This is a genomic window from Nonomuraea sp. NPDC003560, from assembly GCF_042878785.1.
Classification (GTDB): domain Bacteria; phylum Actinomycetota; class Actinomycetes; order Streptosporangiales; family Streptosporangiaceae; genus Nonomuraea.
On sequence record NZ_JBIAOF010000014.1, the window covers coordinates 249,788 to 264,156 of the forward strand.

A 14,369-nucleotide genomic window follows, 5' to 3' on the forward strand; every position below is an offset into this window, starting at 1 on the left:
CGGCGACGGCCCTCGGGCGGCTCTACGAGGTGTTCGGAGCCGTCGCGAGGCCCGCGAGCGTGCCCGGCTGCCCCCACTGCGTCGAGCCGGGCGAGCAGGCGTGCCTGCTGTCCGGCCCGGTCTCGGCGATCGAGGCGGGCTCGCTGGCCCGTTACGCGGCCAAGGCGCTCACCACGTGGGGGGACGTCCCCGCCTTCCGCTACTTCCTGCCGCGCCTGCTCGAATGCGCGGCGGCCGACGCGTTCTCCTACCCCGACCCGGAGATCGTCCTCGGCAAGCTGGCCGTCGCCGGCTGGCACGGCTGGCCGGGCGGCGAACGCGCGGCCGTCACCGCGTTCCTGCACGAGTGGTGGCTCGGCACGCTGCGCCGCCATCCGTCCCGTCCGCCGGCCGGCACGGTGTTGTGCGCCGTCGCCGCCACCGGCGTTGACCTGGCGCCCTTCCTCGACGCGTGGGCCGCGCTGGAGAGCGAGGCGGCGATCGCCCACCTGCGCGACTTCGTCACCGACGGCCTGTCCGGGCGGCGGCTGACCAACGCCTTCTGGGATCGCGACGCCCCCGCCCACGCCCAGGTCCTCGCCTGGCTCGGCGACGGGCCCGCGGCCCGGGCGGTGGAGGCCGCCTTCGCCCGGGAGCGCCGCGAGCCCGTGCTCGACCTGCTCGCCGACGTCCACGAACGGCTGCCGCGCCGCTAGATCAGCGCCTCGACCAGCAGGATGACGCCGAACACCGCGAACGCGGCGGCGGCGCCGTACCGGATGACCTTCTCGGGGAGGTGCTTGCCGAGCAGGCGGCCCACCAGGATGGCCAGGGCGTCGGCGGCGACCATGCCCACGGTCGAGCCGATCCACGTGCCGACCCAGCCGTGCTGCGTGGCCAGGGTGATCGTGGCGAGCATCGTCTTGTCGCCCAGCTCGCTCAGGAAGAACGCCACGGTCACCGCGACCAGGACGTTCCTGGTCGTCCTGCGGGCCTTGTCCTCTTCCTCCTTGGTCAGCTCGTCGCCCCGCAACGTCCACAGGGCGAACCCGAGGAAGGCGATGCCGGCCACGATCGAGATGGCCGTCGTCGGCAGCGCCTTCCCGACCAGCCCGCCCACGGCCACGCTCAGCAGGTGCACGACGGTGGTGGCGATGGTGATGCCCGCGAGCACGGGCCAGGGCTTGAAACGGGTGGCGAACGTCATCGCCATGAGCTGGCTCTTGTCACCGAGTTCGGCCACGAAAATGACCGCGAGACTGATCCAGAACGCTTCCAACCGGTCCTCTTTCCCGCGACCAGACCGGAAGCAGGCACCCGGGGGATCTTCGGGCACGACTTTCGGCCCGGCAGCGTCTTTGTCCATGACTGCCAGGCCGAAGGTCTCGTCCGCCCGTCAAGGCCCGTGCGACCGGGCGCGATCACGCGCCAGTATGTCGATCACACGATTGGGACTACTCCCCTTCGGAATTACCAACACACCATAACAGCCCACGTAGAGCCGTCATTCCGCCGGCTGTTCCCCCGCCTCGGACACCGGCTCGGTCGTCAGTGTGCAGCCGACCAGCACCGGCTCGTTGACCAGCGTCACGCCGAACTTCTCCCGCACCCCGTCGCGCACCTCCACGGCCAGCCCCAGCAGGTCGGCCGTGCAGGCGGCGCCCGCGGGGTTGGTGAGGGCCAGCGTGTGCTTGGTGGAGATGCGCACCGGGCCGCGCTCGTAGCCCTTGGGGAAGCCCGCCTGCTCGATCAGCCAGGCGGCCGGCACCTTGACGCGGCCGTCGGGCATGTCCCAGCGCGGGTGGCCGGGAGCGCGTCCGGCCAGCTCGGCGGCCTCCTCGGCGGTCAGGATCGGGTTGGTGAAGAACGAGCCCGCGCTGCGGCTGTCGGGGTCGGCCGCCGGATCGAAGACCATGCCCTTGCCCCGCCGCAGCCCCAGAACGGCCTCACGGGCCGGCCCGAGGGGCACGCGGTCGCCGAGCTCCACCCCGAGCCGCCCGGCCAGTTCCTGGTAGGCCACCGGGCCGGACATGTCCGACACGTCCAGCGCGTACGTCACGGCGAGCACCACGTGCCGCGACAGGTCCCGCTTGAACGCGCTGTCGCGGTAGGAGAACCCGCACTGGCGCGCCTCCAGGTCGACCACCTGCCGGGTGAGCCGGTCGTAGGCCCGCACGCACCTGATGGTCTGCGCCACCTCCTGGCCGTACGCGCCGACGTTCTGGATCGGCGTCGAGCCCACCAGGCCCGGGATGCCGGACATGCACTCGATGCCGGACCACCCCTCGGCCACGGCCCGCTCGACCAGCTGATCCCAGTCCTGGCCGGCCTCGACCGTGAGCAGCACCTGCTCGCCGTCCCTGGAGACCGTCACGCCCTCGGTGGCCACCTTGACGACCAGGCCGTCGAAGCCTTCGTCACCGATCACCACGTTGCTGCCGCCGCCGAGCACCAGGGTCGGCACCCCGTTCATGTCGGCCTCGGCGACGAGGGACACGAGCTGCTCCGCCGTAACTGCCTCGGCGAAGTCGCGGGCGGGGCCGCCCAGGCCCAGGGTGGTGTGCGACGCGAGCATCTCCATGGCCCCCAAGCTTATGAGCCCCCCAGCCCCCACGACACCGCCCCGAACCACCACTCACGCTCAGCAGCCTCCTCCGACCCGGACCGCCAACCGCCCGCCCGTGCACGCGCCCGCGCCGACGCTGCCGATCGGCTCCACGGGGCATGGGCCGGGGGTCAGCTGTGGAGGGGCTGGTCGTGGTGGTGGGGTGAGCCGAGGCGGTGGACCGGGAGGGGACCCTCGGGCACCACCAGGCCGCCCTCCAGCGCGCGGGAGAACTCCAGATCGGCCTCCTCGCCGCGCTCCGCACCCTCGGGGAAGGCCCCCAGCGCCGCCGACCTGCGCACCGCCATCAGGTCGCAGCGCAACGCCCCCACCCTGCCGGGCTCCTCGGCCTCGGCCGCCTGCCACCCCGCCGCCACCGCCCCTTCCACGATGGCCGCCACCAGCGGCGTCAAGGCGTCCCCCGTCAGCGCGAGCGAGGTCTCCATCAGCACGTGCACCTCGGACTCGTCCAGCCGCAACAGCTTGGTACGACCTTCTCCCCACCCCGCCGTGCCCCCGGCCGCCCGCGAGGTCTCGGCGACGTGCCACACCACGATCCGCTCCGGGTGCCGTTCGGCCAGCTCGTCCAGGACGTCTCCCGCGCCGTCGACGTTACCCAGGTCGAGGGCCAGGATCCGGGCGCGCGTGTGCTCGATCACCGACTGGACGCACTCCAGCACGTCCCCGGGCCGGCCGTCCACGAGCAGCCCGGCCGAGACCGTCACGTCCTTGGTCTCGACCCGCTGGCGTTCGGTGTTGACGCCCAGGTCGTCCATGCGGTTCGTGGCGAGGGTGCCGTCCCAGACGCGCTGGGCGTGCAGCATCGTGTCGTCGGGGTCGCCGTGCTGGCCGGGGTCGCCGGAGAAGCCCAGCGCGGCGGCGGGGTTCCCGTGCGCGCCCGCGCCCCTGGGCCGGGCGCGGCCCGTGCCGACGCCGGTGGCCGAACCGCCCGTGGTGTCCCGTCCGGTGCCGCTGCTGCCCCCCACCTGTTCAGGGGAGGCGGGACGCAGGTGAGCAGGAGGCTTGGCATCGGTCACGGATGACACGGGGATGGAACGGACGGTGGGCCAGACCTGTCGCGGAACTTCACTCATAACAACACGGGCTACCCGCGACCCGCCCGACATATCACGGGATCAGGAGAGCTGTACCACCGCACGCGCCTTCGACAGGACCCTCGCGTCGCCCGCCTTGGCCGTCAGCCCGACGACCACCCGCTTGTCCTCCAGCTTCTCCTCGACGACCCCGCTCACCGAGATCGTCGCGCCCTGGTCGTCGTCGGGCACGATCACCATCGACGAGAACCGCACGCCGAAATCCAGTACGGCGCCCGGATCGCCCGCCCAGTCCGTGACGAACCGGCCTGCCTGCGCCATCGTGAACATGCCGTGCGCGATCACGTCGGGCAGCCCGACCGTCCGGGCGAAGCGCTCGTTCCAGTGGATCTGGTTGAAGTCGCCGGAGGCGCCGGCGTACATGACGAGGTTCAGCCGCCGGACGTTGTAGCCCACGACCGGGAGTTCCTGCCCGACCTCGACCTCGTCGTACCTCACCGTGGCCGCCATCTCAGCCCGCCCCTCCGCGCTCGACGATCGTGTTGTAGGTCGTGCAGACCGGCTCTCCGGCGACCGTCGTCACGTCGCTCCTGATCGTCAGCAGCTCGTTGCGTCCGGCGCTCCTGATGTCGGTGATCGTCGCGGTGGTGACCAGCTCGTCGCCCGCGCAGACCGGCCTGACGTACTCGAACCGCTGCTCGCCGTGGACCACCATCGCCAGGTTCAGGCCCAGCTCGGGGTCGACCAGCGCCTCGCCGCCCGCCTGCAGGCTGAACACGATGGGGAACGTGGGCGGCGCGATCACGTCGGGGTATCCGGCGGCCCTGGCGGCCTCCCTGTCGCGGTAGACCGGGTTGTTGTCGCCGATCGCCGCCGCGAACTCCTTGATCTTCACCCGGCTGACCTCGTACGGGGCGGCGGATGGATAGGTCCTGCCCACGAAGTCACGGTTCAAGGCCATCAGTGCTCCCTCGTATGTCTTCAACGAGCGCTGCTGAGGCAGACGGTAACAGAACAAGGTTCGGCTGTCGCCGCTCATGGCGTGCTTTTTGCCGGGACCCGGGTCAGCGCCTAGGAAGGCGCCTCAAAGCAGTGAAAACACGACAAACCGGCGCCCCGTCCGGGACGCCGGTTGTGCGATATGGAGGCAGAAGTACCGCTAGCGGGTTTCGCGGTGCGCGCGGTGGCAGCGGCAGTTCGGGCAGTACTTCTTCAGCTCAAGCCGATCCGGGTCGTTGCGCCGGTTCTTCCGCGTGATGTAGTTGCGGTGCTTGCACTCCTGGCAGGCCAGCGTGATCTTCGGCCTAACGTCGGTGGCAGCCACTTGGGAGTGCCTTTCTACGTTCGGGACATGGACACACCCGTACCCAGGCCGACCGACCTGGGATTGGGTAGTAGCGGAGGCCGGACTTGAACCGGCGACACAACGATTATGAGCCGTTTGCTCTGCCTGACTGAGCTACTCCGCCTTGGCCGGAAACTCCCGGCCCGTAGAGGATACCCGAAGCTGGGAGCACATTAGTAACTCACCTGATCGGGTGGGGTGCTACCAGTATGCCCCAGGAACCTCCGACAACCGAAATCCGATCATGCCACCTGGGTCTCGCCTGGGGAATCACCCGCGGAGGCCATCGTCACACTAGCAGCCCCCCTTTACCGACGCGAACCTCCGGACCAGGCACGCGGCAACGAACACACCACGACGACGCCCGTCCACGCGGTGGCCGGAAGGGCTCTCCCGGCGGCCGCCGGCGACGCCCGTCCGTACGGTGAACGGGCGTGCCCCCGGCGAACGCCGGCGGCGCGCCTCCACGCGGTGAACGGACCCGCGCGGGAGACGGAGGGGTGTCCGCGGCGGACGCCGACGCAGCGACGGAGAGGGCCCGCAGCGGACGCCTGCGCTCACCCGAAGGTGTCGCGCAGCCGAAGCCAGCGCAGTGGCGAAGCGGAGAGAGTCGAACAGCCCTGGACGGACAGCCCTGGCTGACGGCCCTGGCTGACGGCCCTGGCTGACGGCCCCGGGGGGACGGCCCCGGGGGGACGCGAGGGAGTGCGGTGGACAGCCGCGTGCCCCTGCAAGGGGAGCGCGTGCCCGGGTGGGCACAAGGGAGCGCGGTCGACACCCGTGCGACCGCGCAAGGGGAGCGCGTGCCCGGGTGGGCATGAGGGAGCGCGGTGGACACCCGGGCGACCGCGCAAGGGGAGCGTGCCGCACGGATGTCCGGCGAGGTGCCGCCCACCTCGACCGCGCTCCGGCTCCTCAGCGACGAGCCGCGCCCCACCCGCCCGCACCTCGGACCCGAGGGCGCATCCGAGCCCTGTCAGCCCAGCGCCTCGGGCCCGAGGGGCCCGGACCCGGGCGGGGCCGAGCGGGGTCTCATGCCTGGCGTTCGTCGACGCCTACGGCGCCGACGCCGCTGCCCCAGCTCGCGCATTTGCCCTCTGACCGGCCCGAGGCGCCGGGCCCGAGCGTGATCCACGGGCCGACGACGTCCGGGCTCCAGCCGCACGTGATCACGGCGCGGTAGACCCAGGTCTGGCCGGTCGGGTTGTGGCAGTCGGCGCGGCCGACGTAGCCGTCCTCCGGGGCCCGGCCGCTGTTGCACTGGAGGCTGCCGGCCGAGGCGGGGGCGGACGGGATGACAAGCCCGGAAAGGACGGCGGCGACACCTGCGGCGAGTGCCAGTTTCCTGTTCATGTCGTCTTCCTCTTCTGCACGTTCTGCTTGTGCTGCTCGGGGTTTCGGCGCTGGTCTGCGCTCGAATGCCAGGAAAGCGACCGGACGCCGGTGTCCAACAGCAGGGCGGACAGACTCGTCCGGAGTCGTCCACCCGCGAGCCTGACTCGGACGTCCCTGAAATCCCTCCGGACACGTACGGTCATCGTTCGTACACTGTCGGACAGAAGAAGGCCGGGTCGGGGAGAGGGGCGATGGGCGAGGACCAGGAAGGCGCGGAACCCGGCGTGGAGTCGGTGAGCTGTCACGAGGGTCTGGTGAGGCTCCTCGCCGAGCAGTTCGCGCGGGCGGACGTGTCGTTGCGGGAGCTCCAGGCGCGGGCGGACAGGGCGGGCGGGCCCCGGCTTCCCCGGGCGACCTGTGCGGACATGCTGGCCGGACGGCGGTTTCCGAAGAAGGCGGTGATGGTGACGTTCCTGCGGGCTTGCGGAGTGCCCGAGCATCGGGTGCCGGAGTGGGAGCGGGCCTGGGAGCGTGTGCGGATCAACCGCATGCCCCCGTCCGGCTTCCAGCTCACCCGGATGGCGCTGTCCCCCGGCGTTCCGCCCTTCGAGTATTCCGGGGTTCCTGACGTCGCCTCCGTCCATCCGCACGCCGGTCCCGTCGGGGGGCTGCCTCAGCCGGATGCCGCGCCTCCTGCGGGGCTGAGCCGGCCGGGCGCCGTGCCCGTCGACGGCCGTGCCGAACTCGGCACGACGCCGCCTGGAGGCCCTGACCAAGGGGCTGCACCTCTTGTTGGAGGCCCCGGCCATGGGGCTGCGCTTCCGGGATTCGCTGGGCCCAACGAAGGGGCAGAGGGCTCGACAGACGCTCAGATGGCGAGAAGTGGGGCACCTGAGGCATCTGCCCCGGCCGCGGCCCCAGCGGCCACGCCCGCCACCCCTTCCGCCGGCGGCACTCTCCCCGCCGATGGCCCCCTGGTCAAGGACCCCCCAATCACAGGTCCCCCGGTCGCCGCACTTCCGGCCGCCGGTCCCCCAGCCGGCGCACTTCCGGGCAGCGCACCTCCGGTGGGCGATCTCCCGGGCGGGGGTCTGCCCGGCGCAGGGCTGCCCGGCGCAGGGCTGCTGGCCCGGGGGCTGCCGGGCGAGGGTTTGCTGGGCGGGAGTCGGCCGGGTGAGGGGCGGCCGGGTGAGGGGTCTCCAGTGGGTGAGGCTTCGGGAGGTGGCCTTTGGGCGAGCGGGATCCCCGTTGACGGGATTGCGGGAGGCGGGGTTTCCGATGGTCTGTCCAGTGGGGGTGCTGCCTTCGGCGCTTCCCCGATGGGCGCTCCCTCCGGCGGCGCGCTTCCAGCCGACAGGCTTCCCGCTGAGGGGAGTTCTGGCGGCGGGCCGCCTTCAGGCGGGGTCGGGGCCGCCCTGCCCGTAAGCGGTGTCCCCGCCGCCAGCGGGCTGCCCGCCGGTGTCACTTCCCTGGTCGATGGCCTTCCCGCCGACGCTTCCCAGGTCGGCGGGGGGCCAGGCGTGCCGACAAGTGGGGCAGCGGCTCCGGCGGGTGGGGCGGCCGTCACGGCAGACGGGGCAGCGACTCCGGCGAGCGGGCTGGTGGCCCCTGCCGGCGAGGTGACCGTTCCGGCGGGTGGGGTGCCGGCCCCTGTGGGTGGGCCCGTTCCGGCGAGCGGGATGGCAACCCCTGCGGATGGGGTGGCCGTTTCGGTGGGTGGGGTGGTGGTCTCTGCGGGTGGGGTGGGGGCGTCTGCTGGAGGGAGGCGGGGGCGGTGGCGGGGGGTTGGGATTGGGGCTTTGGTGGTGATGGGGGCGGTTGGGGTTGGGGTGGTGGTGGGGTTGTGGGTGGCGCCGCGGCATGTGCAGCCCTTCGCGCTCGGCCGCCCGGTCTCGGACGACGGGCGCGCGTTCGGCCACGGAGGATCGAGCCGGTTCACCGTGACCGTTGACCCCGCCAACACCGGCGTACGGCTGATCCGCCGCCTGGACGCCGGCATCTCCATGCAGCAGGCCGCCATCACCGTGAACGGCGCCCCCGCCGGCGTGTGGCACCCCCTGCCCGTCGAGAACACCTACCGCTGGCGGGACCAGTCCGTGGACCTGCCGCCGGCGCTGACCGCGGGACGCCGATCGCTGACCGTGCTCAACACCTTCGTCTCCTCCTCACTCGACTTCAACGAGTTCCTCTACGTCGTCAAGCAGCAGGTGAGAGGCGTCTGGTCGATCGCCGACACCGTGGACGTGGGGCCGTACCACACCACCAGCGAGGCCGCCCACGGCTACCGGCTGACCGGCCCGCAGACCTTCGCCGACACCCGCCACTTCGCCTACCCGCCCCTCGACGAGACCGCCTAGCGCCGGGCAGTGAAACCCGCGGAACGCCCCAACGCCGAGCAGACGAAAGCTCCGGACGCTTCCCCGCGTCCGGAGCTTTCGGGTGTGGGCAACCAACCCTCACCGGCCTACTGCCCGCCGGTCCGCATTCTATGCTTTTGTCCGTTTTGCGTAGAGTTGTGGCGTGACACGCTGGCACGGCCCCCGCGGCATCCTCGTCGAGGTCATCACCCTCGGCGCGAGGCAGCGCATCAAGGTCACCCAGACGGTGAACGGCCGCCGCTACCTCCTCGGCTACTACGGCACCATCGCCCAGATCGTCCACCACGTGGACCTCGCCGACCTGGTCGAGGTGATCGACCTCCCCGCCTTCGCGTCCCGGAAGGCCAGAACATAAGAGCCGCACAACCGAAAAGCCGCCCTCCCCGCACGGGGAAGAGCGGCTCGCCCGCAGGACCTACAGGTCCTTGCACCACATCCATTTGCCGTCGATCAGGCATTTGTACCAGCCGTCGTTCGCCGGGTTCCACGCGTAGGCGGGACTGCTCGCCACGCTGATCGTCAGCACGGTCGAGACGGAGAGCAGGATCAGAGCCAGCGCCCGGCGCACACCACGGGCCGCGAACATGTTTCTCATGACCGTCATGGAACACGCCCGTGCTTGGAGCCTTCTTGGGGCTGACTGAAGCCCCGAGACAAGCGCCTCTCAACCCGCACAACGAAAAACGCCCGGCCCCAAGTCACCTTGGCCGGGCGTCGCAGCTGCTCATTACAAGAGCCCCCAAACGGAATCGAACCGTTGACCTTCTCCTTACCATGGAGACGCTCTGCCGACTGAGCTATAGGGGCCTGTCCGCTCGCTGCGGACAGGTGTAACCATACACGGCACTCAGCCATGATGCGAACTCGTACGGGCCTCCACCGCGCCGCCGGATCCGCGGCGCGCGGCGAGATCGATCACCTCGCACAGATCGGCCAGGTCGACGTGCATGGCCACCTCCGCCACCGAACGGCAGTCGGCGACCAGCCACCCGTTCCTGCGCACCCGCAGCACCTGCCGGCCCGCCCGCATCGCCGGCACGACCTCGACGCCGTCGAGGCCGACCCATCGCCTGTCCATAGCGGCACACCCTAGCCGCCGGGTCTCTCAATTTCCGTCCGCCACAGGCGTTACCGCCATGCCAAGTCGGCACCAAGAGGTGTCTAAGAGCCGCGTCCCACGCTGGTGCCAAACGGACAGAAGGAGCACCGAAATGGCACCCAACATGCTCGGCTTCCGCATCACGCACCGGGCCATGCGCGGGGACACCCGCCGACTGGCCGAGGTGATGAGCGCGATCGCCGCCGGCGAGCAGCCTGCCGGTCAGGAGCGGCTGCGGGCGATCGCGACGTTCACCGCCAAGCTGTGCGCGGGCATCCACCACCATCACCAGGCCGAGGACAACGTGTTGTGGCCGGTCATCGTGCGCTCGGCGGGCGCCGAGGTGGACCTGAGCGACCTGACCGACGACCACGCGGCGCTCGACCCGCTGCTGGAGGAGATCACGACGGCCGCGGCCCAGCTCGGCTCCGACGGGCAGGCGGCCCGGCGGATGGCCAAGTCCCTGGCCGCGCTCGCCGACCTGCTGGACGAGCACATCGAGGAGGAGGAGCGGCTGATCTTCCCGGTCGTCGCCAAGTACGTCTCGGAGGCGGACTGGGAGAAGGTCGAGACCGAGGTCAGAAAGGGCGGGGACGTCCGGTTCGACCTGCCGAGGATCGCCCAGTACGCGCAGCCGGAGGAGCTGGCCGAGCTGCGGCGCCTGGCCGGGCCGGTGCTCGTGGTGCTGCTCGCGCTCATGGGACGCGGACACCGGCGCCGCCAGAGCCTGATCTTCGGCACGCCGTGAGCCTCCTGAGACGGCTCAGCGGCGCGCCCGGCGGCGGGCGGCCTGCGCCCAGTGGGGCGAGCCGACGCGCTCGGCGACCTGCAGGGCCTGCGCGTAGTGGCCGTCGGCCGGCAGCCCGAGCAGCTCGGCCAGGTCTCCGAGCACCAGCGCGACCGGCCCGAGCGTGACGGACCCGCTGCTCATCCCGGCCAGCTCGTCCGCCCACGGCAGCAGGACGCGGTAGGAGCGTGCGGCCACCTCGCGGTCCTCCAGGGCGACGGCGGTCTGGCCGCGCAGCGCCTGCCACATCAGCCAGTAGTAGTTGCGCGGCAACCACGACTCGGGCCGCCACACCCGCCGGGCCGCGTCCAGCTCGCCCGCGGCCGCCAGCGCCCCGGCGTAGATCTCGTGCACGGTGGCGCTGTTCACGCGTTCCCGGATGGCGGCCAGCTCGTCGAGGGAGTCGCGGACGTTCCCGCGGGCCATCCGGACGGCGAACCTGCCCAGAGCGCCCATGGCCCGCGCGTTGACGCCGCCGCGCTCGGCCATCTGCTCGGTGAGCCCGGTGTAGACGGCCTCCGCCTCGTCGAACTCGCCCTCGACCAGCTTCCGCAGCGCGCCGAACAGCGCCAGGATGGCCAGCGACATGCCGAGCTGGCCGCTGGTGGACACCGCCACGCCGCTGTCGGCGTGCCGCCTGGCCGCCTCCAGGTCGGTGCGTCCGAGTGCGGCCATGAGCAGCGCGCAGTGGCCCAGCGTGAGGTAGCCGACGAGCCGGTGGGTGCGGCCCAGCTCCAGCAGCTCGGCGCCGACGGCCTCCAGCTCGTCCCGCCGTTCGGGGCTCAGCACGGCGAAGTAGCGGGCGTTGAGCGCCAGGCACAGCAGGTCGGGACGGCCGAGGCGGCGGGCCAGGGCCACGGCCTCGGCGCCGGCGGCGTCCACGCGGTCGTCGTCGTGCCCCTCCAGCTCGAACACGAGCGCGGCCAGCAGGCGGCAGCGCGTCTCGTCGTCGGGACCGGCGGCCAGCTCGCGTTCCACGGCCTCCATGAAGTCCCGGTTGTAGAGGGAGTCCACCTGGATCGTCCAGACCACGGGGGCTTCGTAGGAGGTCAGCGCGCGGGCGAGCGCGCCGCGCGGGGCGGCCAGCTCGACGGCCCGCGTCCTTGCGGCCAGCGCGCCCAGCACGTCGCCGGCGTGGCCCAGCGCCGACACCAGTCCGCACAGCAGGTCGAGCCGGGTCGCGTCGTCGGTGGCGAACTCCAGCGCGGCGCGCCACAGCGCCGCCGCCTCGCGGTGCGCGTGCAGGCCGGACGCCTGGACGGCCGCCGCCTTGGCGTACCGGACGGCGTCCGGCACGGCGGCCTCCAGCGCGTGGTGCGCCAGGGCCGCCACGTCGTTGGGCCGCAGCCGCTCCAGCACCGACACCACGCGCCCGTGCAGCCTGGTCCGGCGGATCCGCGCGGTGTCCTCGTACAGCGCCTGCCTGACCAGGACGTGCGTGAACCTGACGCGGCCCGGCCCCGGCTCGGCCAGCAGGCCCGTCATGACGCCGGCCTCCAGGCCGTCGAAGACGGTGTCCTCGTCGCCGTCGTGCAGCGCGATCAGCACGTCCACGTCGGCGTCCCTGCCGACGACGGCGGCGTTGCGCAGCACGGTCTGGGCGGTCGCGGGCAGGCGGGTGATGCGGCGGCGGATGAGGTCGCGCACGCCGGGCGGCAGCGCCTCGGCGGCCTGCGGCCCCTCGGAGGCCAGCAGGCGGGCGATCTCGCAGACGAACAGCGGGTTGCCGAGCGTGCGGTCCAGGACCGTGCGGACGGTGGCGGGGTCGAGGCCGGCGCGCTGTGAGTGGCGTTCGAGCAGCGTGGCGACGGCGGCCTCGTCGAGCCCGGCGAGCTCGACGTGCCTGCTGCCGGTGGCGAGCGCGGCCAGGGTGGCGGACAGGTCCTCGGTGGTCTCGGCCGGGCGGTAGGTGGCGACGACCAGGATCCGCGCGGCGGGGTCCAGGTGCCGCAGCAGGTGCAGGGTCTCGCCGTCGGCCCGGTGGACGTCTTCGAGCACCACGAGCAGCGGCGCGCAGCCCGCCAGGTAGCCGGCCACGGCCCTGGCGAGCTGGAACTGGTTCTGGATGGCGACGCCGTCGTTCAGGAGGGGGGCCAGGCGGGCCGCGTCGGCGGCGGCGGGCGGCCGTACGGCGGCGAGCTGCCGGACGATCTCGCTCCACGCCCAGGCGGGCGGCGCGTCACCGTCGATCTCGGGGCAGCGTCCGAACGCGACCCGCCACCCGCGCTCGGCCAGCTCGGCCGCGAACGCCTCGGCCAGCGCGCTCTTGCCCGCGCCCGGCTCGCCGCCCAGCCAGACCGTGCGCCGGTAGGGCCGCACGGCCTCCTCCCGCAGCGCGGCCAGCTCGCGGGCCCGGCCCACGATCGAGGGCTCCTGCGCGGCCACGGGCCGTTCCTGGACGTGTTCGACGACCTCGGGCGCGTGCAGGGACTCGGATTGGCGGAGGATGTCCTGTTCGAGCGCGCGCAGGGCCGGGCCGGGATCGACGCCGAGCTCCTCGGCCAGGTTCTCGCGGGCCTGGCGCAGCACGGCCAGCGCCTCGGCCTGGCTGCCGGCTCGGTAGAGGGCCAGGGCCAGCAGGCGGACGGCGTTCTCGCGCAGCGGGTGGGCGTCGGCGTGGCCGCGCAGCTCCGGCACGGCCTCGGCGTGGCGGCCCATCAGCAGCGCGGCCTCGGCGCGGTACTCGACGGCGACGAGCCTGAGCTCGGCCATCCTGGCCGCCTCGGGCGCGGCCCACTCCTCGGTGAACTCGGCGTAGGCGGCGCCCGTCCACAGGCCGAGCGCCTGGTCGAGCAGGTCGTGGGCGACGGCGCCCGCGCCCCGCTTGAGCGCCGCGCCGGCCGCGTCGATGAGGCCGGGCAGCCGCCAGGCGTCCACGGCCTCGTCGGGCAGGCAGAGCCGGTAGCCGGGCGGGGCGCTGACGATCACTCCGGCGGGGGCGCGCGGCGGCCGGTCGGGTTCGAGGACGCGGCGCAGGTTCGAGACGTAGACCTGGAGCGCGGCCAGGGCCTTGGGCGGCGGCTGCCCCTGCCACAGGTCCTCGATGAACCGGTCGGTCGAGACGACCTGGCCGTCGGCGGCGACCAGGCGGGCGAGCACGGCGCGCTGCCGGGCGGAGCCGAGGTCGAGCCGGCGGCCGTCCAGGGTGGCGTGGAGCGGTCCAAGGAGGTGTAACTGGAGCATGGCACCCTTTTTCCGTACCGGTAGCGCCCGCTTTCAGTACCGGTAGAAGCCCGCGAAGTCCGATCTTCGCCCAATATCGTCAATGCGCACCGAGGCCCCCGTCTCAGGCGCGTTCATCATCTTCCCACGACCCAGATAGATGCCCACATGATGCGTCTTGATCTTATTTTTCGTGATTTTTCCGAAGAAGACTAAGTCGCCCGGCAGGCCGCGCTCGACGGGCCGCATCCTGCGCACGTGGTCGTCGGTGTTGCCGGGGCCGAGCACGTCCCTTCCGTTGGCCAGGGCGTACACCCATCGGGCCAGGCCGGAGCAGTCGAGGCCGCGGGTGCGCGCGGCCGGGCAGGGCTTGATCCGGCCGCTGTAGCCCAGGCAGGTGCCCTTCGTGGGGCCGGGCCGCTCGCCGTGGCCGCCGCCCCACGAGTACGTGATGTCGTACCGCTCGATCTCGTACGCGATGCGCACGATCCTGGACGGCACGAACGTCGACAACGGCATGGACGCCGCGCCCGCCAGCAGAATGACCAGGGCGGTCACCGCCAGGACCAGCCGCCGCCGCGCCACCCGTTTCTCCCTTAAGCCGAGATCCCGGGTTTTATCCTA

15 protein-coding genes and 2 tRNA genes are annotated in these 14,369 nt (G+C 72.3%); 4 read left to right on the forward strand and 13 right to left on the reverse strand.

Annotated features, from left to right (window positions below):
• Positions 1–29: 29 nt before the first annotated feature.
• Complete coding sequence (locus ACFYUV_RS42735) at positions 30–695, forward strand: hypothetical protein (RefSeq protein WP_387679729.1); 666 nt, start codon at positions 30–32, stop codon at positions 693–695.
• Here ACFYUV_RS42735 and ACFYUV_RS42740 read toward each other — a convergent pair.
• The 8 genes from ACFYUV_RS42740 to ACFYUV_RS42775 all read right to left on the reverse strand — a co-directional run bounded on the left by ACFYUV_RS42740 (position 692) and on the right by ACFYUV_RS42775 (position 6,337).
• Positions 692–1,258 (reverse strand): TMEM165/GDT1 family protein, encoded by a 567-nt coding sequence (locus tag ACFYUV_RS42740; RefSeq protein WP_387679732.1) that lies wholly within the window; start codon positions 1,256–1,258, stop codon positions 692–694. The genes ACFYUV_RS42735 and ACFYUV_RS42740 overlap by 4 nt on opposite strands.
• A 225-nt stretch (positions 1,259–1,483) precedes the next feature.
• Complete coding sequence (locus ACFYUV_RS42745) at positions 1,484–2,560, reverse strand: UDP-N-acetylmuramate dehydrogenase (protein WP_387679735.1); 1,077 nt, start codon at positions 2,558–2,560, stop codon at positions 1,484–1,486.
• A 155-nt stretch (positions 2,561–2,715) separates the two neighbouring features.
• Positions 2,716–3,621 (reverse strand): hypothetical protein, encoded by a 906-nt coding sequence (locus ACFYUV_RS42750; RefSeq protein ID WP_387679737.1) that lies wholly within the window; start codon positions 3,619–3,621, stop codon positions 2,716–2,718.
• Positions 3,622–3,720: 99 nt separating this feature from the next.
• Complete coding sequence (locus tag ACFYUV_RS42755; RefSeq protein ID WP_352355751.1) at positions 3,721–4,149, reverse strand: MaoC family dehydratase; 429 nt, start codon at positions 4,147–4,149, stop codon at positions 3,721–3,723.
• A 1-nt stretch (position 4,150) separates the two neighbouring features.
• Positions 4,151–4,600, reverse strand: a complete 450-nt coding sequence (locus ACFYUV_RS42760; protein WP_352320994.1) for a MaoC family dehydratase N-terminal domain-containing protein — start codon at positions 4,598–4,600, stop codon at positions 4,151–4,153.
• Positions 4,601–4,798: 198 nt separating this feature from the next.
• The gene (gene rpmG, locus ACFYUV_RS42765) at positions 4,799–4,963 is read right to left on the reverse strand and encodes a 50S ribosomal protein L33 (protein WP_019632658.1); all 165 of its coding nucleotides are present in this window, start codon (positions 4,961–4,963) and stop codon (positions 4,799–4,801) included.
• 71 nt (positions 4,964–5,034) lie between these two features.
• Positions 5,035–5,108: transfer RNA gene (locus ACFYUV_RS42770), tRNA-Met, on the reverse strand.
• Between the two features lie 908 nt (positions 5,109–6,016).
• A complete protein-coding gene (locus tag ACFYUV_RS42775; protein ID WP_357966825.1) occupies positions 6,017–6,337 on the reverse strand; it encodes a hypothetical protein in 321 nt (106 codons plus the stop codon).
• 1,922 nt (positions 6,338–8,259) lie between these two features.
• Here ACFYUV_RS42775 and ACFYUV_RS42780 point away from each other — a divergent pair.
• Positions 8,260–8,676, forward strand: a complete 417-nt coding sequence (locus tag ACFYUV_RS42780) for a hypothetical protein (RefSeq protein WP_387679741.1) — start codon at positions 8,260–8,262, stop codon at positions 8,674–8,676.
• Between the two features lie 163 nt (positions 8,677–8,839).
• Positions 8,840–9,052, forward strand: coding sequence for a hypothetical protein (locus ACFYUV_RS42785; RefSeq protein ID WP_364326791.1), 213 nt, complete (start codon positions 8,840–8,842; stop codon positions 9,050–9,052).
• Positions 9,053–9,112: 60 nt separating this feature from the next.
• On the opposite strand, the gene ACFYUV_RS42790 is transcribed toward ACFYUV_RS42785, so the two are convergent.
• The 3 genes from ACFYUV_RS42790 to ACFYUV_RS42800 form a co-directional block, all read right to left on the reverse strand.
• Positions 9,113–9,292, reverse strand: a complete 180-nt coding sequence (locus ACFYUV_RS42790; RefSeq protein WP_387679744.1) for a hypothetical protein — start codon at positions 9,290–9,292, stop codon at positions 9,113–9,115.
• Between the two features lie 139 nt (positions 9,293–9,431).
• Positions 9,432–9,504: transfer RNA gene (locus ACFYUV_RS42795), tRNA-Thr, on the reverse strand.
• A gap of 40 nt (positions 9,505–9,544) precedes the next feature.
• Positions 9,545–9,775, reverse strand: a complete 231-nt coding sequence (locus ACFYUV_RS42800) for a transposase (RefSeq protein WP_387679747.1) — start codon at positions 9,773–9,775, stop codon at positions 9,545–9,547.
• Between the two features lie 133 nt (positions 9,776–9,908).
• On the opposite strand from ACFYUV_RS42800, the gene ACFYUV_RS42805 reads away from it, so the two are divergent.
• The gene (locus ACFYUV_RS42805) at positions 9,909–10,544 is read left to right on the forward strand and encodes a hemerythrin domain-containing protein (protein ID WP_387679750.1); all 636 of its coding nucleotides are present in this window, start codon (positions 9,909–9,911) and stop codon (positions 10,542–10,544) included.
• A 15-nt stretch (positions 10,545–10,559) separates the two neighbouring features.
• On the opposite strand, the gene ACFYUV_RS42810 is transcribed toward ACFYUV_RS42805, so the two are convergent.
• Positions 10,560–13,766, reverse strand: coding sequence for a BTAD domain-containing putative transcriptional regulator (locus ACFYUV_RS42810; protein WP_387679753.1), 3,207 nt, complete (start codon positions 13,764–13,766; stop codon positions 10,560–10,562).
• Between the two features lie 33 nt (positions 13,767–13,799).
• Entirely contained in the window at positions 13,800–14,330 is a 531-nt protein-coding gene (locus tag ACFYUV_RS42815; RefSeq protein WP_387679756.1) for a C40 family peptidase, read from the reverse strand.
• Positions 14,331–14,369 lie beyond the last annotated feature (39 nt).

Bases quoted from the DNA above. Each gene is read 5' to 3' on its own strand.
- ACFYUV_RS42745 (WP_387679735.1), bottom strand. From the start codon at position 2,560: ATGGAGATGCTCGCGTCGCACACCACCCTGGGCCTGGGCGGCCCCGCC.
- ACFYUV_RS42800 (WP_387679747.1), bottom strand. From the start codon at position 9,775: ATGGACAGGCGATGGGTCGGCCTCGACGGCGTCGAGGTCGTGCCGGCG.
- ACFYUV_RS42760 (WP_352320994.1), bottom strand. From the start codon at position 4,600: ATGGCCTTGAACCGTGACTTCGTGGGCAGGACCTATCCATCCGCCGCC.
- ACFYUV_RS42755 (WP_352355751.1), bottom strand. From the start codon at position 4,149: ATGGCGGCCACGGTGAGGTACGACGAGGTCGAGGTCGGGCAGGAACTC.
- ACFYUV_RS42775 (WP_357966825.1), bottom strand. From the start codon at position 6,337: ATGAACAGGAAACTGGCACTCGCCGCAGGTGTCGCCGCCGTCCTTTCC.
- ACFYUV_RS42790 (WP_387679744.1), bottom strand. From the start codon at position 9,292: ATGAGAAACATGTTCGCGGCCCGTGGTGTGCGCCGGGCGCTGGCTCTG.
- ACFYUV_RS42810 (WP_387679753.1), bottom strand. From the start codon at position 13,766: ATGCTCCAGTTACACCTCCTTGGACCGCTCCACGCCACCCTGGACGGC.
- ACFYUV_RS42805 (WP_387679750.1), top strand. From the start codon at position 9,909: ATGGCACCCAACATGCTCGGCTTCCGCATCACGCACCGGGCCATGCGC.